Genomic DNA, 25,992 nt, shown 5'->3' on the forward strand with positions numbered 1-25,992 from the left:
GTCGGGCGTGATTCATTTCGCATCTATTGGCTAGACTCCATTCCATCGGGAATAGATTCCCGCGACAAAACTTTCATCCCGAAAATCGAGAGGCGCTTTGGCCTTGCGGCGGTTGTCGCCACCGCTGCAGCCTTCGTTGCATGCTTTGATAACGGCCATTACCCGGTCGGCCGGGACGTCGGAAGCCGTGCGCGCGCCCGATACCCGTTCAAGCAACTCACGCATGGAAATATGGCCGTGCTCGGCTTTGAATCGCACCAACGCCGTCGTCATTGTCGCGTCTGTCATATCTAACCCCTCCGATATCTGCCGTTTGATAAAACGATCCAAAGCGTGGCAAGCGATCTGGACCAGTTGAGAGAATGAGCCCCAAGGCGCAGGACAACACCTTGGGGCTCGACTCCGACCACCAACAAAGGAAACGGTCGGAGCATCGGCGACACCGCACGGGACAGGGGACCGCGTGCTGTGCGCCAATCGGAAATCAACCGAAGTCGTCGTTGGCTTCAGGTTCTGCGTCATCTGCTGTGAGGACCACCAAAGAGCCACGGGATTCGCCAGCGCTCGGTACCGTGCGCTTTTTCGCCTCTGTGTCTTCCTCGATTTCAAGCACAGCTAAGAGCTTGGCATTCAACCGCCGAGTGACAGGCAGGCCAGCGCGAAGGCACGTGAGATAGATTGCTTCCTCAACTCGATGGAGTTCGAGTAGCTGGGCATCAATCACCGCGAGCCGCTTCTCTCGCGCTGGGATCGACAGAGCCTTTCCGCCGCGTGTCTGATGCCTTAGGCGAGATTGATACTTGGTGACGATGGCATCGCCGAATAGCTCGAACATTATGGACAGGACTTCGGAAGCCGTAACCTGGCCGTCTCTGCTACGTGTCCAGATTGGCGACTGCTGCTCATAGCCGCGAGCCCCCCGCCGATATTGCAGCACGCGTTCTATCTGAGGTGAATGTCGCGCAGCGATACGCTTTACGCTCGCGGATAGTTTGGCCACACCTTCCTCATCTGTGAGGGGTTTGCCGAGCACCGCGCGTCTCTCTGCTTTCTTCCTGTCGATTGCCTCGCGCTGTTCGGTCAGCGCTTCGATGGTGGCAGGGCCGTCGTATTTCGCGGCCTTGTGCTTCCAGATTGTAGTTGCATGGCCTTGTAGCAGCTCCCATACGGGTTCGGCCGATAGTACCGGCTCCGGTTGCTCGTTGAGCTTCTTGATCTCTTCAAGCAGTTCGTTCTGATCAGCGACGTCCTTCTGATGCTCTTCAAGGTCGGCGCGCGTCGGCGCCCAACCACGCTCCCGGTCAAGGTTGAAACGAGCGATGGACGTTTGAATCTCGCGGCGAGCTTCAATGGTTGCCATGCGTTGGTCAGAACGGGAAAGCTGCTCGCTTCTGAACCTCTCGCCATCAGCATGGAGCATGCAAACTTTCGCCTGCACCTGTTCGGGCAGTTTGTCGTACGACTGCCTGACGGCGATGGGCAGGTCGCGAAGGACTTTGCCGCGTGCGGACTGTTTGATACTTCGCATAGTGTTGCCTTTCATCACTCAGTGGGTTGGCTGTTAATTACGCCGGTGCGCTGAAAGTGAAAGTCCAGAAGAATTGGTCTGAGTTATTATTTTTGAGCCTAATAATAGGTGAGAGATTATTAGGCTGTTCTATTCTCGGAGCGCAGATACCGCGCTCACGATTTCGGCCTTTTCGATCTCCGTCATATTGTCCCGAATTGCCCGCGCGTGTTCACTCACCCGCTTGTCTTGGAACGCTGCTATACTATTCAAGCGCCCCATCACGCCGACGTCCGAGGTATCGAAGCCCAGATACCTTGCAATTATTTTGACTGAAACGTCTTTACTCTCGTTGCTGATCATTCGTCGAAAAAAGAGGTGGTGGGCGAAATTGATAGCCTTTTGCAATGGCACAAAACCTACTGGCCGTCCCGGAGGTTTGCGAGTTTTCTCTTTCACGGATTGCAGTAGCGCCACTCGTTCATCAGCGGGCATTGCGACCAGTACGGATTGTAGTAACGCCGCCAGCTTGTCAGCCGGAAGTGCGATCAATTCAGCGACGAGGTGCGGCCTAACCATGGCGTCGCCTCGCTGCGATTGAGGCGGGGACTAACCGTCGGAGAACCATTGCCGCGCGAGCTGCGGTGTTCGCTTGATTCCAGTCAACAAGGCCCCCGCACGCATAAAGGGCCAGTGTCGCCTTGCTGTCCGAACGCGTTCGGAGTTTCTCCAAGGGGTCGGAAACGAAGCTTCCTGTATACGGAAAGACTTTTAGATAAGCGCCGCAAGTATAAGCGAGAAGATCGGGCTTCTGTCCCGGCAGAAAAAGCGAAATCAGATCGGGGGCACCACCGCGCGCAAATGGTTGGATGATGCCCAACAGCAATGCCGTTGCCACTGCGACTGCCTGACGATCAGCTAGGCCGGAAATGTCAGAATCGGTCGGTGCAGCGTCGGCAGCAAGCAGGCGTCGCGTCTGGCTTTGGACTGCTTGCTCGGCTTCGCGATTTTCGCACTCGGTGGCCTGTAGTGAGTCTGAGAATGAAGCCATCGTCAGCACCCCTCGCGAAAGGAGTCGATTTGTTCACCCGTAAGCCGCCGCGCACGGCCTGCCTTGAAGCTCTTGAGCCGCCCATTCTTCAACAATTCGAAGACGGTCGACTCAGAGACACTGAGGATCGCGGCTGTCTGGGCTACGGAGAAAGAGCGCTTCGCGAATGGGATTGCGTAGAGAGAATCGGAGGTCGAATCCGCATGGGGCTGCGACATGGGCGTAACCAATTCAGTACAAGCCACGGACTTAGCGCGTGGCTTAGATTTCTGAATGGTTGACCCGTGCCGGGGGGCAGACCAGATTTAGCAGTCTCGAAGGTCGGACCTTACGGGATGATCCCGTAGCTTCCACGCCAAGATAGCGTGCCGTTTGAAAATGCGAGTGGGAGGCACCCAGCCGCCTGCCATGGGCTGACAGTATTTGGCAGTCGAAACGCCCATATCCGTTGCGCACTAACCGGCGCTAAATGCGACTTGTACATCGATCAGCGAATTCGTCAATGTGCGCGTAATAGCCATGCTTAATGCGTCGTACGACAAGATTTGATAGTAGCCACTCACCGAAGGAAGTCGGCCCAAGCCTCCATGAGCGGTCGACGACGTTCAACCGCTCGGCCGCGCCGATAGGCTTTCTCGCTCTCGTCACCAAGCGTATGCGCTAAGGCATGCTCGACGATCTCACGGGGAAATTCCGTTTCGTCTCCCGCCCAATCTCGGAACGAAGACCGCAGGCCGTGCGGGGTGTAGCCCGGTGCAACGGCCTTCAGCGCGTGGGCCATGGCATTGTGCCCAAGCGGCTTGATTTCCTCATCGCCTTCTTTCTGTAAGCCCTCGAAGACGAACGGGCGGTTAGGCTTCAGCACTGCTTTTAATATCTCGATTGCCCGTGGCGAGAGCGGGACCGTGTGCGGCTCGCTCGATTTCATTCTAGCCGCCGGGACAACCCAGATTTTCGCATCAAGATTCACTTCTGTTGGGACCATCGAACGAATCTCATTGGTTCGCCCGGCCGTGAGAATCAAGAATTCCAACGCTAGGTTGACGCTGGTATCGGCGTCGATGTGGCGAGCCCGCAAGGCCTGCACCACGGTCGGAAGCTCCGCATAGGGCACGGCCGGATGCTTCCTGATCCGGAGCTTCCGCTTGGCCTTGGTGTCGCGGCCGAAGTTGGCTTCAAGATTGCCTCGCCAGCGGGCGGGATTTTCCCCCTGCCGATGGTCGGGCGTCGCGGCCTGCAAAATGGTTTCGATCTTGGCTCGAAGCTCCCGCGCCGATTTTGGTTTGGTGGCCCAAATAGGCGCCAGCACCGCCAGCACCTCAGTTTTGGTGATTGCGTCCAGAGCCATAGGAAACAGAGTGGTGGCATGCAGTTCTAAGAGCCGCCGCAATTCCTTCTCGCTGCGCGGATTTTTGAATCCTTTCGCATATGCGGGAAGCCAGTCCGTGAGGGCGAACACGCCGAACGTCTTTTTTGGGGCCTCTGCCTCCAAAATGGGCAGAGCGCGCTTTGCTTCAAGGGGATCGACGTCGGCCCGGAGGTCCGCTTTCAACGCCGCTGCGCGGTCGCGGGCGTCCTGTAGGGGCACCCCATGCGGCCCGGCGCTGCCCAAGCCCATCTCCCGTAGCTTGCCGGTTCCGCGCTGGCGATATCGGAAAATCCACGACCGCGAGCCCGACGCACGGACGGCCAAATAGAGGCCGTTACCGCCGTCGCTGTGCATGCCGGGCGGGGTCTTGGCGGAGTTGACGAACAGAACAGTAAGGCGACTCGCCGCCTTCCGGGGCTTGGCGGTCCTCTCACCCTCGTCAATTAAGGCCATAGTCCTGATCTCCTGTCGCGCCCACACTTTTACCCATACTTGCGCGCTGGATCGGGGCGGAGCAAGGCGGAGTGCGACGGAGTTCAGCAAAGGGGTTAACGGTATGTCGTACGACAGAAAGTCGTGGCAAATCAGACGGATGATCGAAAATCTCTAAACGATTCCAAGCTGTTCGAGCGCGTGGCTCTGAATCGGTATTCACCTCAGAAAACGCTTCGATCCCTGTCGCGCCCACCACGCACCTCACACTTTCGAAGACTGCCGGATTGGCGCCTTTTCAGGCGTCGGGAGACGTTTCTTTCCCTAATGCTCCGATTAGTGACAGTTTTATTTCGGAACCAGTCGTGTTCATGCCGTGACTCGGCTATAGCTCAATGGTCCAGCACTTTTCGACCGGAAGCTGATGCCAACGAAGACCCGGCCGGTAATCGGCGTGATCGGCAACGCGTATCGCATTGAGAACAGGTTCTCCGTCCAGGCGGTCGGAGAAAACAACCTTCGTGCGGTTGCTGAAGTGGCCAATGCCCTGCCGATGATGTTTGCCGGCACCCCCGACATCACCGATATCGGCCAGGTGCTCGATCTGGTCGATGGCATCCTGCTCACCGGCGCTCGGGCCAATGTCCACCCGACCCGGTTCGGCATGGAAGCCCATGCCCGTCACGAGCCCTATGACAATGGCCGCGATGCGGTGGCTCTGGCCATGATCGAAGCTTGTGTCGCGCGCGGGGTCCCGATCTTCGGCATCTGTCGCGGATTGCAAGAGATGAACGTTGCGTTCGGCGGTTCGCTGCATCCCGAGATCCGCGAGATTCCTGGCCGCATCAATCATCGCATGCCGCGGCTCGAGAGCGGCGAGATCCATCCCGATCCGGCGGTCGTATTTGCCGATCGCCACGACGTGCATCTGACCAGCAACGGCACCTTCGCCAGCCTGCTGGGGCGCGAGACCATCACGGTCAATTCCCTGCATGGTCAGGGCATCGATATCCCTGGCGAGCGAGTGGTGATCGAGGGTATTGCCGAGGACGGCACCATCGAGGCTATCCGCATTGCCGATGCGCCGAGCTTCGCGCTCGGTGTGCAATGGCACGCCGAATATGATCCGCAGATCAATCCGATCAACCGCACGCTGTTTCAGGCGTTCGGCGAGGCGGTGGCCGCTCGCAGGCAGCGTGGGGCCTTCACGGCTGCGGCCGCGCCGCTATCAGCAGGAATGCGCTGAGCGCGGCTGCGACACAAAGCACAGCACCCGCGACCGTCGCTGCGGCAAATGCGGTGATCAGCGCCGGCCCCTTTGCCGCCATGACCGATCCGATCAGCGCCGTGACCACAAGGCCGCCTGTGCGTGCGACCGCGCTGTTGAAGCCCGATGCTGACCCGGTGTGACGCGCATCGACGGACATCAGCACGGCCGTCGTCAGAGGTGCGACAGCGCCGGCCATGCCGATGGCGATGACGACCATGGCGGGGAAGACGCTGGTCCAGTAGCTGGTGTCGGGACCGATTCGGAGCGCCAGCAGAAAACCCATCGCCACAATCACCGGTCCCAGCGTCAGCATGATCCTCGGGCCGGTTCTGGCTGCGAGTGAGCCAGCGAGCGGTGATGTCAAAGAGATGACAAGCGGCAAGGGCAGCAGCGCGGCACCGGCCTGTGTCGCCGTGTAGCCGGCGGCTTCGATCAGGAGAAAAGGCATCAGGACGAACAGCCCACCGAGTGCGCCGTACAACAAGAATGTCAGCAGCGTCAGGCCGACGAAGCTCGCCGACCCGAACAGTGCGAGCGGCATCATCGCGCGTTCGCCCTTACGGCCTTCGATCCACACGAACACAAGCAAGAGCAGGAGTCCTGCGACGAGCGCGCCAAGCGTGAAACCCGTCCAATCATGTGACGTAGCTTCGGTCAGACTCCAGGTCGTCAGGCCAAGTCCCGCAGTCGCGAGGATGGCGCCGAGACTATCGAGCGGCTCGTCGCTGTCGTGTCGATCGCGGGGGATGCCTAGCCAGGCAAGCGCCATTGCCGCCAATGCGATCGGCACATTGATGAGAAAGATGAGATGCCAGCTGCCGATGTCGATCAGCCATCCGCCCAGCACCGGGCCGAGCGCGCCGGCGGCAGCGCCGCTGGCAGCCCAGATGCCGATAGCGCGGCCCTTGGCTTCGCCGGAAAACGTCTGGCCGAGGATCGCCAGGCTGTTCGGCATCAGCATCGCCGCGCTGACGCCCTGAAGGAAACGCGCGGCCAGCAGCAGAGGCAGGCTTGGCGCCACAGCGCAGGCCAGCGAGGCCAGCGCGAACAGGCCGACTCCGCAGATCAGAAGCCTGCGGCGGCCGAAGCGGTCGCCTGCTGCACCGCCGAGCAAAAGAAGTGCACTGAGCGGCAGCAGATAGGCATTGATCACCCATTGCAGGTCGACGGCATCGGCCTGAAAACTCGCAGCAATGGCCGGAAGTCCGACATTCACCACCGATCCGTCGATGAAGGCCAGGCTGGAGGCCAGAATCGTGGTGGTGATCACCAGGCCGGGATGGCTGATATCATCGATCTTTTCCGTGGCGCCGGCGGCGCCTGCGTCACAAAGCGCATGCAAGGCATTACTCATGACCGGGTTGTAGGGGGAACGGGAGCTCAGAACAAACCATTGTCCTCCGATCGGGCAATTCCGTTTTGGCCCCGATTGTGCAAGCATCCCGGGCGGTCGTGCCGGGGCGCTCGGTAAGAGAGTCGTCGGCGTGAGATCGGACTGTGTTGAGGAGAGGGACTATGAAACGATTTTTTCTGTTGGGGACCATGATCGCCGCGGCGGTCTGCACGACGCAGGCGGGCGCTCAGGAGCTCACCGGCACGCTCAAGAAGATCAAGGACACCGGCGCCATCACCATCGGCTTCCGCGATTCCTCGGTGCCGTTCTCTTATCTGGATGACAATCAGAAGCCTGTCGGTTTCGCCATGGACATCTGCTACAAGATCGTCGATGCGGTGAAGAAAGAGCTGAAGAACGACAAGATCGAGGTGAAGCTCAATCCGGTCACCTCGGCGACACGTATTCCGCTGATTGCCAACGGCACCGTTGACCTCGAATGCGGCTCGACTACCAACAATGCCGATCGCCAGAAGCAGGTCGCGTTCACCAATACGCACTTCCTGACGGCCAGCCGCTTCGTCTCGAAGAAGGCCGCCAAGCTCGACAAGATCGACGATCTGAAGGGCAAGTCGGTGGTCTCGACCTCCGGCACCACCAACATCAAGCAGCTTACCGAAGCCAATGCCGCGCGTAATCTCGGCATCAACGTCATTCCCGCCAAGGATCACGCCGAAGCATTCCTGATGGTCGAGACCGACCGTGCTGTGGCCTTCGTGATGGATGACATCCTGCTTGCCAGCCTTGCTGCCGGTGCGCGCGATCCGAGCGCCTATGTGATTTCCAAGGACGCGTTCTCGAAAGCTGAGCCCTACGGCATCATGCTCCGCAAGGACGACGCGCCGTTCAAGAAGGTTGTCGATGCGGCCACTGCCGAGCTCTACAAGAGCCCGGAAGGCGCCAAGATCTATGACAAGTGGTTCACGCAGAAGATTCCGCCCAAGGGCCTCAATCTGAACGTTCCGATGGGAGCCGAGCAGAAGAAGGCGTTCGCCAGCCCGTCGGATTCGCCTGATCCCGACGCCTACGCAGCCAACTAACTATTGCTTACCTCTCCCCGCTTGCGGGGAGAGGTCGTCTTACATCCGCGTAGCGCGTGTAAGATGGGTGAGGGGGAGGCAGCGAGTAAAACACTGGCTCCCCCTCACCCGTCTCGAACGACACTCGGTCGTTCGATCCACCCTCTCCCCGCAGGCGGGGCGAGGGAAGAAGCAATGGCCCGGCCATTGCATGGGTTTCTGCCTGAGGTTGCCAGGTTTTCGCGTGGACGGCGCGTGGGGGTGAATGCGTGAACTATAACTGGAATTGGGGAATCTTCTGGGATCAGACGCCTGATGCGACGGGGACCTATTTTGGCTCGCTGATGAGCGGCCTTCAGGTCACGATCCTGCTCGCACTCTGCGCCTGGTTCATCGCGTTCGTGATGGGCTCTCTGATCGGCATCATGCGGACCCTGCCTGCGCGCTGGGCGGTGTTTGTCGGCAATGCCTATATCGAGATGTTCCGCAACATTCCGCTGCTGGTGCAGCTGTTCATCTGGTTCTTCGTCATTCCCGAACTTTTGCCCGGCGATCTCGGCATCTGGATCAAGCAACTGCGCAATGGGCCGTTCATTGCGGCGATGCTCGGGCTTGGCTTCTATATGTCGTCGCGCGTCGCTGCACAGATCACCGCCGGCATCAATGCACTGCCCAAGGGCCAGCGCATGGCCGGCACGGCAATCGGCCTCACCACCTGGCAGACCTATCGCTACATCCTGCTTCCGCTGGCCTATCGCATCATCTTTCCGCCGCTGACCTCCGAATTTCTCAACACCATCAAGAACACGGCGCCCGCACTCACCATCGGTGTGCTTGAACTGACGGCACGGGCGCGGTCCATGCAGGAATTCTCGTTCCAGGTGTTCGAGGCCTTCTCGGCCGCAGCCGCCATCTACCTCGTCCTCAGCGCCGTCGTGACGATCGGAATGCGCATCCTCGAAAAGCGCCTGGCGATCCCCGGCTTCAACGAGGGGAAATAAGCGATGTTCAGCAATTTCGATTACGACGTCATCTGGCGCAGCCTGCCCTATCTGTTTCAGCAGGGCATGGCGTTCACCCTCACGCTGACGGCTATTGCGACGGTCTTCGGTCTCATCCTCGGCACCTTGATCGCGATGATGCGGCTGTCGTCCAGTGCCGTGCTGTCGGGCTTCGCCGTAAGCTACGTCAATCTGATGCGCTCGCTGCCGCTCGTGCTGGTGATCTTCCTGTTCTACTTCCTGATGCCCTATGTCGGACAGTGGATCATCCGCTCCGATCAGCCGGTACAGGTCGGCGCCTACGCCTCGACTATCGTGACCTTCACGCTGTTCGAGGCTGCCTATTTCTCCGAGATCATGCGTGCCGGCATCCAGTCGGTGCCGCGGGGGCAGGTGATGGCCGGTTATGCCATCGGCCTCAACTATCGCGAGGTGATGCGCCATGTCGTGCTGCCGCAGGCGTTCCGCAACATGCTGCCGGTGATCTTCACCCAGACCATCGTGCTGTTCCAGGACACATCGCTGGTCTACGTGCTGTCGATCACGGATTTTCTGGGTGCCGCGTCCAAGGTCGCACAGCGCGACGGTCGTCTCACCGAAATGTATCTGTTCGCGGCGCTGGTCTACTTCCTGATCTGCTTCACCGCCTCGTTCTTTGTGAAGCGCTTGCAGAAGCGCATCAGTATCATTCGTTAGCCACTTTCGCTTTCAGTCTTTGCCTCCAACTATCGGTCGCTCATCATGCCCATGATCACCATCGAAAAAGTCAGCAAGTGGTACAACCCGCAGTTCCAGGTGCTGAAGAACTGCACGACGGCCGTTGAGAAAGGCGAGGTGGTCGTCGTCTGCGGTCCCTCGGGATCTGGCAAGTCGACGCTGATCAAGACCGTGAATGCGCTGGAGCCCGTGCAGCAGGGCACCATCATGGTCGATGGACTGAATGTGACGACGATGAAGAAGGACCTGCCGAAGCTACGCTCACGCGTCGGCATGGTGTTTCAGCACTTCGAACTGTTTCCGCATCTGAAGATCGTCGAGAACCTGTGTCTCGGCCAGACCATCGTGCTCGGCCGCTCCGAAGATGCGGCGAAGGCCAAGGCCATGAAGATGCTGGAGCGCGTCGGCCTCACGGCGCATGCGCAGAAATATCCCGGCCAGCTCTCCGGCGGTCAGCAACAGCGTGTCGCCATCGCGCGCGCGCTGGTGATGGATCCGATCTGCATGCTGTTCGACGAACCGACCTCGGCGCTCGATCCCGAAATGATCAACGAAGTGCTCGATGTCATGGTCGAACTCGCCAAGGAAGGCATGACCATGATGGTGGTGACCCACGAAATGGGCTTCGCCAAGAAGGTCGCCAACCGCGTCATCTTCATGGATGCCGGTGAGATCGTCGAAGACGCGCAGAAGGATGACTTTTTCGGTCATCCGCGCAGCGATCGCGCGCAGCACTTCCTGTCGAAGATCCTCGCGCACTGACGCAAGAGCGGGCGCATACAGCATCGCGCAAGTGCCTCAAGTTTATGCAGATTCTTGAATGCTGCATGACGGGGCAATTAACGAATGTGTCAGAAATGGAGTGGTATCCTTCAACCGTGAGGGCGAGGGCCTGTTGGTCCGCTGATTGAACTCCACCGGAGCGATCGGGTCTTTGTCCTCACGGACAATTCCACGACGCCACGTTCTCAGCCTCTGCCCAATGCTTCTCTGACCGTCTTCCAACGACCCGAGCCGAGGCTGCGCGAGCCATGCTTGCGCGCGTCCTGACTTGGCCCTTCTCCGGAAAGTACATCGCATGATCAAGATCAACAGTGTCGGCAACAAATTGGGTCTTGCCGGTCTCGTTGGCATCTTGCTCTCGGCGGGCGTCGTCGCAAACCAGATGAGGACCGAGAGCGCGATCTCGGAGGTTAATCGTCTGGCCGATGTGCAGCAGAAAATCGCCGATAGCGCGATGGAGGCCGACGGCCAGATGCGCGCCATGCAGGTGGCCAGTCAAGGCCTGCGCATGGCCATCACGACACCCGAGATTGACAAGAACGCGGCCGAGATCAGGGCCGCCAAGGCTGCGCAGGACCGCATCATCGATGCCGCGTCCGCCCTGGCGACCAGGCAGGAATACAAGGACAATTTCGCGAAGATTAAATCGCTGACGTCAACCTATCTCGCCGCTGCCGACGAGATAGTCGGTCTGCAGAAGAAACTGCTCGAGCTCTATCGCAACCGCAACGTCGCCGTGATCGACTGGAACCGGCATCTCGACCAGCTGCGCCTCACCACTGCCGTGACCGAGGCGACGAACTGGCCTGAAGTCGATGGACAGCTCAAGATCGCGGACAATGCCATCAACGCTGTGCAGGCAGCCGCATGGCGTTATGCGTCGATGAATGAAGTCACGCAGAAGGGCCAGATCATCACCAAGGCCAAGATCCTCACCGATGCGCTGGCCAAGGCCAGCGTGTTCGAAGACAGCGAGCTCGTGCAGAGCGGCCTGATCCAGCTCGGCACCGACATGAAGAAGTTCATGACGGCCACCGATGAAGCGATCGGCAGTAACGACCAGAAGACCGATATCGTCCGCACCAAAATCACGCCCGCCGCTGTGGCAGCATCTCAACTGGTCGCGCAATCGGTCTCGTCGGCGAAGGCTGCGGTTGGAGAGGCACGGGCGCAGGCCGCCGAGGAAATGGCACGATCCGGCCAGGTCAATCTCGCGCTCGGCCTCGCGGTCGTGCTGGTGCTGATCTGCACGATGGTGTTCTCTTTCGTCGGCGTCGCACGGCCGATGACGCGCCTGAACGGCGCCATGGGCAAGATGGCGGCCGGCGATCTCGATGTCGTGATCCCCGGCGCCAAGCGGGGCGACGAAATCGGCGACATCGCCAAGACAGTTACGGTCATTCGTGCAAACGCCGAACAGAAGGCGCGCGATGAGGCTGCGGCGCGCCTCGACCAGGACAATCTGGCCGCGGCGTCGCGCAAGCGCGAAATGGTCGAGCTCGCCGGGACGTTCGAACGCGCCGTCGGCAATATCGTCGACAACGTCTCCTCGGCGTCGAACAGACTCGAGGAGTCCGCGGGCGCGCTGACGGCAACGGCCGAACAGGCCAAGGAGCTGACCGCTGCAGTCGTTGCTGCATCGGACGAGGCATCCACCAATGTGCAGGCGGTTGCGTCATCGACCGAAGAGATGTCGTCATCGGTCAACGAGATCAGCCGGCAGGTCCAGGAATCTGCGAATATCGCCAACTCCGCCGTGGCGCAGGCGCGCAAGACCAATGACCGCGTGGCGGAGCTTGCCAAGGCCGCGGCCCGGATCGGCGATGTCGTCGAGCTCATCAATACCATTGCCGGCCAGACCAACCTGCTGGCGCTCAACGCCACCATCGAAGCGGCGCGCGCCGGCGATGCGGGCCGCGGCTTTGCGGTGGTTGCGTCCGAGGTGAAGGCGCTGGCCGAACAGACCGCCAAGGCGACAGGCGACATCAGCCACCAGATCAACGGTATCCAGGCGGCGACCCAGGAATCCGTCGGCGCCATCAAGGAGATCGGTGACACCATCGGCCGCATGTCCGAGATCGCCTCGACCATCGCTTCAGCGGTCGAACAGCAGGGCGCAGCGACTCAGGAAATCTCACGCAATGTTCAGCAGGCAGCGCAGGGCACGATGCAGGTGACGTCGAACATCACCGATGTACAGCGCGGCGCCAGCGCGACCGGATCAGCTTCGACGCAGGTGCTGTCGGCGGCGCAGTCGCTGTCCGGCGAAAGCGCGCGGCTCAAGCTCGAAGTCGGCAAGTTCCTCGACTCCGTCCGGGCCGCATAAATTCATGCTTCTCCCATGATGGGGGAAGCCACAACGAAGACGGCGCCCCGTCGCCGAAGCCAGATCAGATCCTACCTAGGAAGCCAATGATGTCGCTGCTCAATCTCCGTATCCGCGGTCGCCTCTATGGTGGTTTCGGCGCGCTGGTCCTGTTTGGTCTCGCCAGTTCGGGATTTGCCGTCTGGCAGATGACGGAAGTTGGAACGCAGGTCGACTCCCTGAACATTCTTTCGGCCAACACGATCCGGGCCTCGGAGATCGCCTCCGAACTGCACGCGATCCGCGGTGCCGTGTTGCGCTATTCGTTCGATCAGGATGAAGCGGCGCTTGCGGATGCCGACAAGCGTCTCGCCGGCGTCACCGCCAGCCTGGACACGGTGATCAAGACCAGTCGTTCGGAAGAGCGCCGCGCCGCCTACCGCACCATCGAGAAGGACGTCGCCGACGTGAAGGCGCAGCGCCAGGCGCTTGGCGAGGCCATCAAGCAGATGGTCGCCGGCCGGGAAGTGCTGCAGGAAGCCGGCGACAAGCTGTCATCTAGCCTGCGCAAGCTGGTGATCAGCACGCGCAACACCATGTATGGCCAGGGTTCGACCAAGCTCGAATCCGATACGCTCATGGTGCAGATTGCGAATTGGCGCTTCTTCGTCAGCCGCGACGAGAAACATATCGAATCTTTCAAGGATCACGTCCGCATCGCGGAGCAGCAGATCGGCGAAATGGAGAAGATGCAGATGCCGCCGACGCTCAGCGCGTTGTTCGGCACCATCCGCAACAACCTGAAGAGCTACGCCGCCCAGTTCGAGAAGGCTGCCGCCAGCCTGCAGACGGCAGACGGCATCTTCAACAAGTCGATCAGCCCGACCGTCGTGAAAGCGATCGGCAAGGTCGAGACCATCAAATCCGACATCCAGCAGGTTCAGTCGCAGACCGTCGCCGCAACCAGCAACCGCATGTCGACGACGAGCATGCTGCAGCAGATCGTGGCCGGCGTCGCTACTGTGGTCGGTCTAGCGATCGCCTTCCTGATCGCGCGCGGCATTATTGGCCCTCTGTCGGGCCTGACGGCGGGTATGAAGCGGCTCGCGGACGGCGATTTCAGCGTGGTGCTGCCGGGTCTCGCACGCAAGGACGAGGTCGGCGACATGGCACGCGCAGTCGAGACCTTCAAGGTACGGGCCGAGGAGAAGGCACGCGCCGAGGCCGAAGCCAAGCTGACGCAGGACCAGCAGGCAGCGATTCAGCGCCGCCGGGACATGATCCGTCTCGCGGACGATTTCGAGGGCGCTGTCGGCAGCATCGTCGAGAACGTGTCATCGGCTTCGAGCCAGCTCGAAGAATCGGCGGGCGGACTGACTGCGACCGCCGAGCAATCTCGCCAGCTCACCGCCATGGTGGCCGCGGCCTCCGACGAAGCCTCGACCAATGTGCAGGCGGTGGCGTCATCCACCGAGGAGATGTCGTCCTCGGTCAACGAGATCAGCCGTCAGGTTCAGGAGTCGGCCAATATCGCCAACTCCGCGGTGGCACAGGCCCGCAAGACCAATGATCGCGTGGCTGAGCTTGCCAAGGCGGCCGCGCGGATCGGAGATGTTGTCGAGCTGATCAACACGATTGCCGGCCAGACCAATCTGCTGGCGCTCAATGCCACCATCGAAGCGGCGCGCGCCGGCGATGCCGGTCGCGGCTTCGCGGTTGTTGCATCGGAAGTGAAGGCGCTCGCCGAACAGACGGCCAGGGCAACCGGCGACATCAGTCACCAGATCTCCGGCATCCAGGCCGCGACCGAAGAGTCGGTCGGCGCCATCAAGGAAATCGGCGACACCATCGGCCGCATGTCGGAGATCGCGTCGACCATCGCATCTGCCGTCGAGCAGCAGGGCGCGGCGACGCAGGAGATTTCGCGCAACGTTCAACAGGCGGCGCAAGGTACGATGCAGGTGAGCTCGAACATTCTGGATGTGCAGCGCGGCGCGAGCAACACGGGTTCAGCGTCGTCGCAGGTCTTGTCCGCTGCGCAATCGCTGTCCGGCGAGAGCGCGCGGTTGAAGCGCGAGGTCGGCAAGTTCCTGGATTCCGTTCGCGCGGCATAGGACAAAACGTCACACGATCACGCGGGTTCGCCTGTCGAATAAAATACAACTCGCAAATAGCCCGGATGCGTCATCGCATCCGGGCTGTTTGTTTTGGTGAGTCAAACGATGACACGCGCGACAAAAAGTCATTCCACTTTAAAGCGTTTGCGCGGCTGAAATTAACCCGAAGTTCTCGCAACCTAACGATGATCGGATTCGAGATTGCCTCTTGCGTTGCGGGCGCGATTCGCGACGTGCAAGGTCGGCTATCAGTGGTTCTCCCAAGAAGGGCACGTCGCATGTCGCTATTCAATCTCCGCATCCGTGGCAGGCTGTATGGGGGCTTCGGTGCGCTCGTCTTGTTCGGGTTGGGCATGGCGGGTTTCGCCGTATGGAAGCTCACGGAAATTCGTGACGACGTCTCGGCGATGAATGCCCAGTCCGCCAATGCGATGCGCTCGATGGAGATTTCGGCGGAACTCCAGGCACTTCGCCGCGCGATGCTGCGCTATACATTCGATCAGGACGAGGCGTCATTCGCTGAAGCCGAAAAGCTGCTGACTCAGGTCGGTGGTGTGCTGGAGGAGACGATCAAGGCGAGCTCGGAGGAGCGTCGCGGAGTCTATCGCGAGGTCGAAAAGACGATCGCCGATCTGAAGAGCAAGCGAGTCGATCTCGGTAACACCGTCAAGGAGATGCTCGCCAGCCGCAAGGCGCTGCTTGCTGAGGGTGAAAAGCTTCAGGCCGACTTGAAGAAGCTCGTGCTCGCGACGCGTAGCTCGCCATTCGCACAAGGGGCGACCACCCTGCAATCCGAAACTCTGTTGGTTCAGATGGCGAACTGGCGGTTCTTTGCAGGTCGCGACCAGGACAATGTGACGTTGTTTGCCAACAGCGTGAAGAACGCGCAGCAACAGATCGCCGAGATGGAAAAATTTGATATGGCGCCGAGTCTTTCAGCGCTGTTCGAATCGATCAAGAAAGGCTTGGTCAGCTACTCCAGCGTGTTCGATAAGGCGTCCAACAACCTGCTGAAGATGGATCAACTCTATTACAACGCGATCACGCCGATGGTGGTCAGCGCCATCCGCAAGACCGACGGCATCAAGGCCGCGATCCAGCAGGAGGTCGTGAGCGCGACGACAGCCAATGAGCAGCGCATTTCCGGCACGATCACGCTGCAGCAGATCGTGGCGGGTGCGGCAACCATCACCGGTCTGCTGATTGCGTTCCTGATCGCGCGCGGAATCATCGGGCCGCTGTTGGGTCTGACGGCGGGCATGAAGCAGCTCGCCGAGGGCAATTTCGGCGTGGTGCTGCCGGGGCTCGGCCGCGAGGACGAGGTCGGCGACATGGCGCAGGCTGTCGAGACCTTCAAGGTCAAGGCGGAAGAGAAAGCCCAGGCGGAAGCCGAGGCACGGATCACGCAGGATCAGGCGGCGGCCTTGCAGCGCAAGCAGGACATGATCCGGCTCGCCGACGATTTCGAAGGTACGGTCGGTGAAATCGTCGAGGCGGTGTCGTCCGCGTCGACCGAATTGGAAGCCTCGGCCAGCACGCTGACGTCGACAGCGGATCGGTCGCAGCAGCTCACCACGGTCGTCGCGACGGCGTCGGAAGAAGCCTCCACCAACGTGCAGTCGGTGGCGTCCGCCACTGAGGAAATGGCGTCGTCCATCACCGAGATCGGCCGTCAGGTCCAGGAATCCGCACGTATTGCCAATGAGGCCGTGGACCAGGCTCAGAAGACCAATGATCGCGTCGGCGAACTGTCGAAAGCTGCCGGCCGCATTGGCGCGGTGGTCGAGCTGATCAACACCATTGCGGGGCAGACCAACCTGTTGGCGCTCAACGCCACCATCGAGGCTGCGCGTGCAGGAGACGCCGGCCGCGGCTTCGCAGTGGTCGCGTCCGAGGTGAAGGCGCTCGCCGAGCAGACCGCCAAGGCCACCGGCGAGATCAGCCAGCAGATCGCGAGCATCCAGACTGCGACCGATGATTCCGTCTCGGCGATCCGCGAGATCGGCACGACCATCGGCAAGATGTCGGAGATCGCGTCCACGATCGCTTCGGCTGTCGAAGAGCAGGGCGCGGCGACGCAGGAGATTTCCCGTAACGTGCAGCAGGCTGCGCAAGGCACGATGCAGGTCTCGTCCAACATCATCGACGTGCAGCGCGGCGCGAGCGAGACCGGCGGTGCGTCGTCTCAGGTGCTGTCGGCAGCGCAGTCGCTCTCGTCAGACAGCAACCGTCTGAAGCATGAAGTCAGTCGCTTCCTGAACTCGGTCCGCGCGGCCTGAGTTCTCCAACATCGCAATTCACTGGCTTGAGTAACGGTGCGTTCTCCGCACACCGCCACTCAAGCCGCTGTATGCTCCGAGAGAATTCAGGGCCTCGAAATATCCCGTGCAGGGCATCGCATGATGAGATTGCAATTTTAGATCGTTAATGCCTGAACTCGAACTCCATCACTGTCTGAAAAGTCCGAATTGCTCGACGACCATTGCGGTACCGGCTCAATTTGAGTGATGGCATCATCGGCGCGTTAACGTTTGTGTCAGAAGCGCGGTGGTAGGTTCCTGCCCATGAGCAGGTGATTTGATCGATCATCGAACGTATCGCCCGCTCATATGAGCCGATGACGCTTCTCGTTCAGGATCGGCTCACGCCAAGCTTCGCGTGCCCGTCGGATTGCCGCCGGGCTGCGCCAAAAATGACAACCGCTTAGCATTCGACCATTTCACGCGACGCCGGACTCCGTCCGGCGAAGGACGACCCGACTCATTTTTCTGCCACTTCATTCCCAGGGACTGTCATGGCCTTCATCCAGAATCTGCGCATTGGCACGAAGCTCGCGATTGCGTCCGGGCTCGGCATTATTCTCCTCGGTGTCATGATCTATATGCAGACGATGGGAAGCGCAGGCGTTCGCCAGTCATATCAGACGGCCGGCGTCTATCAGGGCATTGCGCAGAACGCTGCCGAGGCCAAGGCCTCGTTCCGCGGCATGCAGATCGGCGTGCGAGACTTCCTCGGGGCAACGAAAGTGGCCGATGTCCAGAAGGCCGCCGACTATTTCACGGCGCGTACTACCGCCGGCCTTAAATTTTCGGCTCAGATGCTCAAGCTTGCGACCGCACCGGACGAGCGCGAGCGCATCGGCAAATTCCTCGACATGATGACGATCCTCGGTAAGGGCGGCGACAAGATCGGCGTAATCCGCACAGATATCTTGAATCTGCAGGCGACGCGCAACGAAGCTGGCGAATTGTCTGCGGATGCCTCCGCGCGCATCACCGCACTGGGTGCGGAGATCGTGAAGCTCCGCACCGACGTGCTGCTACCCATGAGTGCAGAACTCGACAAGCTGGCCGATACGATCGTCAATCTGGCTAAGGAGAAGGTCGAGCAGCAGACGACCGCTGCGGCGAACGAGGCCGCTGCGACCGAGCGAGACTCGCTAATTCTCGGTGGTGTGGTCGCCCTGATGCTGATCGGGACCTGCGTGTTCTCGGTGTTCACCATCGGGCGTCCGATGCGCGCGCTGAGCCATTCGATGGAAGAACTCGCCGAGGGTAATTTCGGCGTGGTGTTGCCGGGCTTGGGCCGCAAGGACGAGATCGGCGACGTCGCTGGCGCCGTGGAGAAGTTCAAGGTTAAGGCACAGGAGCGCGCCCGCGCCGAAGCCGACGCTCAAAAGCAGCAGGAGCAGATCGCCGCCGAGCAGCGCAAGCGCGAGATGATCAAGCTGGCGAACGATTTTGAGGGTGCGGTCGGCGAGATCGTCGAAACAGTGTCATCGGCATCGACCGAACTCGAAGCGTCGGCGGGCACGCTGACGTCGTCTGCCGAGCGTTCGCAGCATTTGACCACCATGGTGGCAGCCGCTTCGGAAGAGGCTTCGACGAACGTACAATCCGTGGCATCGGCGACCGAGGAAATGGCGTCATCGGTAAACGAGATCAGCCGCCAGGTTCAGGAATCTGCGCGCATTGCCAGCGAGGCCGTGCAGCAGGCCCAGAAGACCAACGACCGTGTCGGCGAGCTATCCAAGGCGGCCAGCCGTATCGGCGACGTGGTCGAGCTGATCAATAGCATCGCGGGGCAGACCAACCTTCTGGCGCTCAATGCGACCATCGAAGCCGCCCGCGCCGGTGAAGCCGGCCGCGGCTTCGCCGTGGTGGCGGCCGAGGTGAAGACGCTCGCAGAGCAGACCGCCAAGGCGACCGGCGAGATCAGCATGCAGATCGGCAGCATCCAGTCCGCCACGGACGAATCGGTCAGTGCCATCCGCGAGATCGGCGTCACCATCGGCCGGATGTCGGAAATTTCGTCCACGATTGCTTCGGCCGTCGAAGAGCAGGGGGCCGCCACCCAGGAGATTTCCCGCAACGTGCAGCAAGCCGCGCATGGCACCCAGCAGGTCTCGTCCAACATTACGGATGTGCAGCGCGGCGCCAGCGAGACCGGGTCGGCCTCGTCGCAGGTTCTCTCGGCAGCACAGTCGCTGTCGTCGGACGGCGCGCGGCTAAAGGTCGAAGTCGCGCGATTCCTCAACTCTGTTCGCGCGGCCTAGGCCATGCGGGTTCAGAACTGATCATTCTACCGAGCGATAACAGGACGTCCAGCCATGCTCTCGAACATCTCTATCAAAGCCAAGATCACCATCGTTATCGCTTTTCTGCTAATCGCAATGACGGGGATGGGGGCGCTTGCTGTCAGCAAGATGCAGACGATTAATGCCAACGCGTCGGACATCCAGAAGAACTGGCTTCCAAGCGTCCGTGTGCTCGGCGGGCTGCGGGCGACGACCATCGATTACCGCAATCTGGTGCGCGCACACATCCTCGCAGCCAATGCTGACCAGATGCAGAAGACCGAGGCTGGTATCGACACCATCGTCAAGCGGGCCGCCGATGAGCGGATTGCCTATGATAAGTTGGTATCGAGCCCCGAAGAGCGCGCAATCTTCAACGATTGGAGCAAGGAGTGGGACAACTACGTATCACGCAGCCAGGAAATCTTTGTCCTCGATCGCAAGAATCTTGGCAAAGGCAGTCAGGAAGCCCATGAGCTCAATCTGAATGTGATCAATCCGCTGGGATCCAAAGCCGATTTTGCCCTGCGCAAGGCCATCGAATTCAACGACAAGGGTGCGGCAGCATCGGGACAGAAGGCCGATGAGAGCTATGGTTCGGCGCTGATGACGGTAATCGTGATCATTGCGGCGACCGCGGCCATCGGCATCGGTGTCGGCATTTATCTGGTCAAGGACGTGTCGTCGGGTATCGCTTCGATCGTGCAGCCGATGCAGGCGCTGAGCGCTGGCGATCTCACGGCGCATGTGGCGCATCAGGGCGAAAAGACCGAGATCGGCGCGATGGCCGACACGCTCCAGGTGTTCAAGCAGGCGCTGATCGACAAGCGCGCGGCAGATGAAGCTGCCTCTGCTGACGCCGAAGCCAAGATCGAGCGCGGTCGCCGCGTTGACAACATCACCCGCGAATTCGAATCGATGATCGGCGAGATCGTGGAGACCGTATCGTCGGCATCGACCGAACTCGAAGCCTCCGCAAGCACGCTGACCGCGACAGCCGAACGTTCCCAGGACCTGGCCACCACAGTGGCGGCAGCGTCCGAAGAAGCCTCCACCAACGTCCAGTCGGTGGCATCGGCCACTGAAGAAATGGCCTCGTCGGTCAACGAGATCAGCCGACAGGTGCAGGAGTCGGCGAGCATCGCCAATCAGGCGGTCGACCAAGCGCGGCGTACCAACGATCGCGTCAGCGAACTCGCCAGCGCTGCATCGCGCATCGGGGACGTCGTCGAGCTCATCAACAATATCGCCGGCCAGACAAACCTGCTGGCGCTCAACGCAACCATCGAGGCGGCGCGTGCCGGTGAAGCGGGCCGGGGCTTCGCGGTCGTGGCTTCCGAAGTAAAGGCATTGGCCGAGCAGACCGCCAAGGCGACCGGCGAGATCTCGACGCAGATTTCCGGTATCCAGGCGGCGACGCAGGAATCGGTCGGCGCCATCAAGGAAATCGGCGACACCATCGGCCGGATGTCCGAGATTGCCTCGACCATCGCATCGGCGGTGGAAGAGCAGGGTGCCGCGACGCAGGAGATTTCGCGTAACGTCCAGCAGGCGGCACAGGGTACCATGCAGGTCTCGTCGAACATCACCGACGTGCAGCGTGGAGCGTCCGAGACCGGCTCTGCGTCGTCGCAGGTGCTTTCCGCCGCGCGGTCGCTGTCATCGGACAGCACACGTCTCAAGAATGAAGTGGGCAAGTTCTTGAACTCGGTGCGCGCTGCCTGACGGGCTTGAATACAAGTGTACAGCGCAAAAAGCCGGCGCGTGAGCGTCGGCTTTCCTACGCGATAGTGTTGTTATGCGTGTGCGCCACACTCATTCGAGAAGTCATGCACAGGAAGCAGTCATGATGCACTGCTCCTTAACTTTATCCGGACAATCTCGATCACGAGATCGTTGAAAGCTATCGACGCTCGGCCGGCAGCTCCAATGCATGCCGTGTCTTCAAACCCAGAAAATGCCATTCGTGCAGTTGCGCGCCAACGGTCAAAAACCGAGGGACCATCACCTATGTTTGCCAGCCTGTCCATCCGCACCAAGATCACTCTTGTCGTCTCGTTCCTGCTGCTCGCCATGTCTGCAATGGGCGCGCTGGCCATCAAGCAGATGTACACCATCAACGGAGCGACATCCGACATCGTCACGAGCTGGCTGCCGAGCGTGCGCGCTCTGGGTGAAGTCCGCGCTGCAACGATCAGCTATCGTTCGGTGGTTCGTGGACATCTGCTTGCGACCGATGCCGCAGATACGAAGGTCCAGGACGACACGCTGGTGCGTTACGCCGAGATGCTCGACAAGGCGCGCAAGAGCTATGAGCCGATGATTTCGTCGCCCGAGGAGCGCGCGATGTATAGCGAATTCAGCAAGCTCTGGAGCGAATACATAGCGGCGTTGCAGCCGGTTCTAGCGTTGTCGCGCAAGAACGCTCGTGATGAAGCGCGAGATATGAACGTGAAGGTCAACCAGATTGGCTTCAAAGCGGACGAAGCCCTGCAGAAGGATGTCGAGCTCAACAACAAGGGAGCTTTGACAGCCGGAGAACTGGCGACGGACAGCTTTGGGGTCGCCATCAAGATGGTGATCGGTTCGCTCTTGTTTGCGATTGTTGTCGGTGTCGGTGCGGCTATCCTGCTGGTGCGCGATGTCTCCGCGGGCATTACGTCGATCGTGTTGCCTATGCAGGCGCTCGGCACGGGTGACCTGACTGCAAATGTTCCGCATCAGGGCGAGAAGACCGAAATCGGTACGATGGCGGATTCGCTTCAGGTGTTCAAACAGGCGCTGATCGACAAGCGCGCGGCGGATGAAGCCGCAGCGGCCGATGCAGAAGCCAAGATCGAGCGCGGTCGCCGCGTCGACAGCATCACCCGCAACTTCGAATCGATGATCGGCGAGATCGTGGAGACGGTGTCGTCGGCATCGACCGAACTGGAAGCCTCGGCAGGTACGCTGACCGCCACGGCGGAGCGCTCGCAGGAATTGACCACGACGGTTGCCGCAGCCTCCGAAGAGGCATCGGCCAATGTGCAGTCAGTGGCATCGGCAACCGAAGAAATGGCCTCGTCGGTCAACGAGATCAGCCGACAGGTGCAGGAGTCGGCTGCGATCGCAGGGCAGGCGGTCGATCAGGCACGCAAGACCAATGATCGCGTCGGCGAGCTCGCCAGCGCTGCGTCGCGCATCGGCGATGTGGTCGAGCTGATCAACAACATCGCAGGCCAGACGAACTTGCTGGCGCTCAACGCCACCATCGAAGCGGCGCGTGCCGGCGAAGCCGGTCGCGGCTTCGCCGTCGTCGCCTCCGAGGTGAAGGCACTCGCTGAGCAGACTGCCAAGGCGACTGGCGAGATCTCGACGCAGATCTCCGGTATCCAAGCGGCGACGCAGGAATCGGTTGGCGCCATCCAGGAGATCGGCGACACTATCGGCCGGATGTCCGAGATTGCCTCGACCATCGCATCGGCGGTGGAAGAGCAGGGCGCGGCGACGCAGGAGATTTCTCGCAACGTTCAGCAGGCGGCACAGGGCACGATGCAGGTCTCGTCGAACATCGTTGATGTGCAGCGTGGTGCAACAGAGACTGGATCTGCCTCGACTCAGGTTCTCGCTGCGGCGCAATCGCTGTCCTCGGACAGCACGCGGCTGAAGGATGAAGTCAGCAAGTTCCTGAACGCGGTGCGCGCGGCTTGATCATGGCTTGTAGGGCGGGCAAAGGCGCTTTTGCGCCGTGCCCACCGCAGCGCGTTCGATGATGGTGGTGGGCAGGCTGCGCTTTTGCCCACCCTGCAAATGCTGGGCGTTCTACCTCGTGTTAGCAGACACCAGTCCCGCGATGTCCATATAGGTGCGCACCAGCGGGGCGACGAAACGATGCGCCGATGTCTTGGACACCAGCGTATCTTGCAGGATTAGGTGATCGATGCCGGTATTGATGAAACACGCCATGGCATCGCGCGGGGTCTCGACGATTGGCTCGCCCTTCACGTTGAACGACGTGTTGAGCAGCACCGGCACGCCGGTGAGCGCATCGAATTCCTTCAGCAGCCGATAGAGCACCGGATTGGTGTCTTGCGTAACGGTCTGGATGCGCGCCGTTCCATCGATGTGCACAATGGCCGGAATCTTCTCGCGCCATTCGGGGCGCACCGGGGCGGCGATCAGCATAAACGGCGAATCCTGATCGCCTTCGAAAATCTCTCTGGCGCGCTCGGCGAGCACAATCGGCGCGAATGGCCGGAATGGCTGACGATGTTTCACGCGTGAGTTGAGGATGTCCTTCATCTCCGGCCGGCGCGGATCGGCGATGATGCTGCGATTGCCGAGCGCGCGCGGGCCGTATTCCGAGCGGCCCTGAAACCAGCCGATCACTTTCTGGTCGGCGAGCAGCCTGGCCGTATCGCGGCAGATATTGTCGCTGCGTACCGCACTGGTCTGCGCCTTGACCAGCGTGCGCTGGGTCGCTGCCTCGACGTCGCGATCTGTATAGGCACGGCCGGTGTAAGAGTGGGTCATTACATAAGAGCGCGGCTGCTTCTGTACCTCCAGCAGGCCGTAATAGGCGCAGCCGATCGCGATGCCGTTGTCGCCGGCGGCGGGCTGGATCCAGACATTCTCGAAGCCGGCTTCGCGGGCGATGCGGCCATTGGCGACGCAGTTCAGCGCGACGCCGCCGGCAATGCAGAGGTTCTTCGCGCCGGTCGTCTCGCGCAGCCAGCGCGCGCGGGCGAGCAGCACCTTCTCGGTGTCGTCTTGGACTCGCCAGGCGATATCCTCCCAATGCCGCATCGACGGATGGGTGTCCCACTTGCCATCGCTGTCGGCGATATAGGGCTGGTTGTATTCGGGGGTCCAGCGCGGCACGCTGAGCACGTTGTCGGTGATGTCCATCAGCGGCTTGACCTGGTCGCGGCGGCCATAGGGCGCGAGCCCCATCAGTTCACCGCATTTGTTCCAGTCGCCGAACACATAGGTCGACGCGCGGCTGTAAAGCGCCCCGAGGCCTGGCATGTTGTAGAATTCGTCGCTGAGGAAGCCGCGGTCCGGCTCCATCCAGACCTTCTTCAGGCAATCGAGCTGCGTACCCTTGAACGTGTAATAGCTCTCGGATTCCCGGGCGAGCTTTGAGCCCGGCTCGCCGTCCGGATAGGTCTCCATGACGTCGGAGCGATAGCTGCCGACGCCGTCGACGATCATGATCGCGCCCTCCTCGAAGGGGCAGACGGCGAATGCGCTATAGGCGTGCGCCAGATGATGCGAGATCGTTTTGACTTTGCCGGTGCGCGCCCGAAACAGCGGATGGACGCTGGCGTCCTGCCGTTCATATTCGGGCAGGAAGCCCGGCATGTCCTGATAGATCAGGCGGTCTTCCATCTCCGGAACCGGCAGGATGTAGCAATTGCTCACCACCAGGTCGACGTCGTCCAGCGTGATGCCTTCGGCGTCGAGGACGTAGTCGATCACTTCCTTGTAGAACCCCGTCGCGTGTTTCTCGCGGGTAATCCGCTCCTTCTCGATCGCATAGGCCAGCGCGCCGTCGCGCAGCAGGCAGGCGCTGACGTCGTGATCGTAGGTGTTGAGACCGAGGATGTAGCTGGGTTTGGGCATGAATCAGCTTCTGACAATTCGCGGGAAGGGACGAATGATGGGATCGAGCTGCTAACGCAGACGCGGCGGGTGGGGCTGACCGCATATTCGCAGTTGCGAGGTGCAGCGATCAGCATAGTGCGAGGCAATATGAAGAGAAGATGAACACAGGAGGACAAAAGCGAGGTGACGCGTGAAGGTGCGCATTCGTTCGTAGTGACAGCGTTGCCGGCAACTTGACCGCCGTTCGAGCTTGACCCTATTGTAAAGTTGTTCGTGCGTGCACGCCTTGTGATGGCCATATTACTATTCTGGTTTCAGCACCTGTGTGAATCAAGAATTGCTCACTGAACGATTTGAGGCCGGAAGCATTCTAAAGCCGTGCTTCTGCAGAATGGGAGTTCCTAAGAATGGCTCAAACCAAAACGACGCGCCATAATATCGTGACCCGCTGCCTGGCAGCGATGGCGCTTGTGTCTGTCTACTGTGTTGGTCTGATCGGCGCATCCACGGTGTTGCTCACCACGAGCAGCACCTCGGCCGAAGCCCGTGGCGGTGGTCGCGGTCGTGGCGGCGGCGGTTGGGGCCGTGGACGCGGTGGCGGCTTCTATCGTGGCGGCGGTCGTGGCTATGGTCGTGGCTATGGCTTCTACGGTGGACCGCGCTTCGTGGCGCCGGGCTGCTATTTCAGCCGTCGCTGGGGCCGAGTGGTCTGCCCGTACTAAGTCATAGGCGCTACGGCGCTGGATGAACGAGATGGAGAGGCGCGCCGGGTAACCGGGGCGCCTTTTGCTTTCCAGGCTCGCCTTTCTCCAGAAAACGGGCCTCTCCTTCGGGAATGATTTGTCGAAAGCTACCCTCCTTGCACA

The 25,992-nt window shown here is 60.6% G+C and carries 20 protein-coding genes; 12 read left to right on the plus strand and 8 right to left on the minus strand.

Annotated elements, in window-relative coordinates; all coding sequences use genetic code 11:
* Positions 1 to 30: 30 nt before the first annotated feature.
* The 6 genes from CHC01_RS18905 to CHC01_RS18930 all read right to left on the minus strand — a co-directional run bounded on the left by CHC01_RS18905 (position 31) and on the right by CHC01_RS18930 (position 4,380).
* Positions 31 to 288 (minus strand): hypothetical protein, encoded by a 258-nt coding sequence (locus tag CHC01_RS18905; RefSeq protein WP_141137126.1) that lies wholly within the window; start codon positions 286 to 288, stop codon positions 31 to 33.
* Between the two features lie 196 nt (positions 289 to 484).
* A complete protein-coding gene (locus CHC01_RS18910) occupies positions 485 to 1,528 on the minus strand; it encodes a hypothetical protein (protein ID WP_141137127.1) in 1,044 nt (347 codons plus the stop codon).
* Between the two features lie 129 nt (positions 1,529 to 1,657).
* Entirely contained in the window at positions 1,658 to 2,086 is a 429-nt protein-coding gene (locus CHC01_RS18915) for a hypothetical protein (RefSeq protein ID WP_089265820.1), read from the minus strand.
* Positions 2,079 to 2,558, minus strand: coding sequence for a hypothetical protein (locus tag CHC01_RS18920; protein WP_089265821.1), 480 nt, complete (start codon positions 2,556 to 2,558; stop codon positions 2,079 to 2,081). Before CHC01_RS18920 ends, CHC01_RS18915 begins: the two co-directional genes overlap by 8 nt.
* Positions 2,559 to 2,560: 2 nt before the next feature.
* Positions 2,561 to 2,776, minus strand: coding sequence for a helix-turn-helix domain-containing protein (locus tag CHC01_RS33520; RefSeq protein WP_141137128.1), 216 nt, complete (start codon positions 2,774 to 2,776; stop codon positions 2,561 to 2,563).
* 341 nt (positions 2,777 to 3,117) lie between these two features.
* Complete coding sequence (locus CHC01_RS18930) at positions 3,118 to 4,380, minus strand: tyrosine-type recombinase/integrase (RefSeq protein WP_089265823.1); 1,263 nt, start codon at positions 4,378 to 4,380, stop codon at positions 3,118 to 3,120.
* A gap of 403 nt (positions 4,381 to 4,783) precedes the next feature.
* Here CHC01_RS18930 and CHC01_RS18935 point away from each other — a divergent pair, with 403 nt between their 5' ends.
* On the plus strand, positions 4,784 to 5,605 hold the full coding sequence (locus CHC01_RS18935) for a gamma-glutamyl-gamma-aminobutyrate hydrolase family protein (protein WP_089265824.1): 822 nt from the start codon (positions 4,784 to 4,786) through the stop codon (positions 5,603 to 5,605).
* Here CHC01_RS18935 and CHC01_RS18940 read toward each other — a convergent pair.
* On the minus strand, positions 5,565 to 6,983 hold the full coding sequence (locus CHC01_RS18940) for an MFS transporter (RefSeq protein ID WP_089265825.1): 1,419 nt from the start codon (positions 6,981 to 6,983) through the stop codon (positions 5,565 to 5,567). The two genes, CHC01_RS18935 and CHC01_RS18940, sit on opposite strands and share 41 nt — an antisense overlap.
* A 161-nt stretch (positions 6,984 to 7,144) precedes the next feature.
* Here CHC01_RS18940 and CHC01_RS18945 point away from each other — a divergent pair, with 161 nt between their 5' ends.
* The 10 genes from CHC01_RS18945 (at position 7,145) to CHC01_RS18990 (ending at position 23,230) form a co-directional block, all read left to right on the plus strand.
* Positions 7,145 to 8,062, plus strand: coding sequence for an amino acid ABC transporter substrate-binding protein (locus CHC01_RS18945; RefSeq protein WP_089265826.1), 918 nt, complete (start codon positions 7,145 to 7,147; stop codon positions 8,060 to 8,062).
* Between the two features lie 248 nt (positions 8,063 to 8,310).
* Positions 8,311 to 9,042: an amino acid ABC transporter permease gene (locus CHC01_RS18950; RefSeq protein ID WP_089265827.1), complete on the plus strand. Its 732-nt coding sequence runs from the start codon at positions 8,311 to 8,313 to the stop codon at positions 9,040 to 9,042.
* Between the two features lie 3 nt (positions 9,043 to 9,045).
* Positions 9,046 to 9,738 carry an amino acid ABC transporter permease gene (locus CHC01_RS18955; RefSeq protein ID WP_068728918.1) on the plus strand — a complete coding sequence of 231 codons (693 nt, stop codon included), beginning with the start codon at positions 9,046 to 9,048 and terminating at the stop codon, positions 9,736 to 9,738.
* A gap of 51 nt (positions 9,739 to 9,789) precedes the next feature.
* Complete coding sequence (locus tag CHC01_RS18960) at positions 9,790 to 10,521, plus strand: amino acid ABC transporter ATP-binding protein (RefSeq protein ID WP_089265828.1); 732 nt, start codon at positions 9,790 to 9,792, stop codon at positions 10,519 to 10,521.
* A 316-nt stretch (positions 10,522 to 10,837) separates the two neighbouring features.
* Positions 10,838 to 12,868, plus strand: a complete 2,031-nt coding sequence (locus tag CHC01_RS18965) for a methyl-accepting chemotaxis protein (protein WP_141137129.1) — start codon at positions 10,838 to 10,840, stop codon at positions 12,866 to 12,868.
* Positions 12,869 to 12,957: 89 nt separating this feature from the next.
* On the plus strand, positions 12,958 to 14,961 hold the full coding sequence (locus CHC01_RS18970) for a HAMP domain-containing methyl-accepting chemotaxis protein (protein ID WP_089266236.1): 2,004 nt from the start codon (positions 12,958 to 12,960) through the stop codon (positions 14,959 to 14,961).
* A 281-nt stretch (positions 14,962 to 15,242) separates the two neighbouring features.
* Entirely contained in the window at positions 15,243 to 17,243 is a 2,001-nt protein-coding gene (locus tag CHC01_RS18975; RefSeq protein WP_089265829.1) for a methyl-accepting chemotaxis protein, read from the plus strand.
* A gap of 515 nt (positions 17,244 to 17,758) precedes the next feature.
* Positions 17,759 to 19,519, plus strand: coding sequence for a methyl-accepting chemotaxis protein (locus CHC01_RS18980; protein ID WP_089265830.1), 1,761 nt, complete (start codon positions 17,759 to 17,761; stop codon positions 19,517 to 19,519).
* Between the two features lie 54 nt (positions 19,520 to 19,573).
* On the plus strand, positions 19,574 to 21,265 hold the full coding sequence (locus CHC01_RS18985) for a methyl-accepting chemotaxis protein (RefSeq protein WP_089265831.1): 1,692 nt from the start codon (positions 19,574 to 19,576) through the stop codon (positions 21,263 to 21,265).
* Between the two features lie 285 nt (positions 21,266 to 21,550).
* Positions 21,551 to 23,230, plus strand: a complete 1,680-nt coding sequence (locus CHC01_RS18990) for a methyl-accepting chemotaxis protein (protein ID WP_089265832.1) — start codon at positions 21,551 to 21,553, stop codon at positions 23,228 to 23,230.
* A 111-nt stretch (positions 23,231 to 23,341) separates the two neighbouring features.
* On the opposite strand, the gene CHC01_RS18995 is transcribed toward CHC01_RS18990, so the two are convergent.
* On the minus strand, positions 23,342 to 25,144 hold the full coding sequence (locus CHC01_RS18995) for a carbamoyltransferase family protein (RefSeq protein ID WP_089265833.1): 1,803 nt from the start codon (positions 25,142 to 25,144) through the stop codon (positions 23,342 to 23,344).
* Between the two features lie 389 nt (positions 25,145 to 25,533).
* Between CHC01_RS18995 and CHC01_RS19000 the strand changes: the two genes are divergently transcribed.
* Positions 25,534 to 25,848, plus strand: coding sequence for a hypothetical protein (locus tag CHC01_RS19000; RefSeq protein WP_089265834.1), 315 nt, complete (start codon positions 25,534 to 25,536; stop codon positions 25,846 to 25,848).
* Positions 25,849 to 25,992 lie beyond the last annotated feature (144 nt).

Origin of the sequence: Tardiphaga sp. OK246 (genome assembly GCF_900188215.1) — a bacterium.
In the GTDB taxonomy this organism is placed as follows: domain Bacteria; phylum Pseudomonadota; class Alphaproteobacteria; order Rhizobiales; family Xanthobacteraceae; genus Tardiphaga; species Tardiphaga robiniae.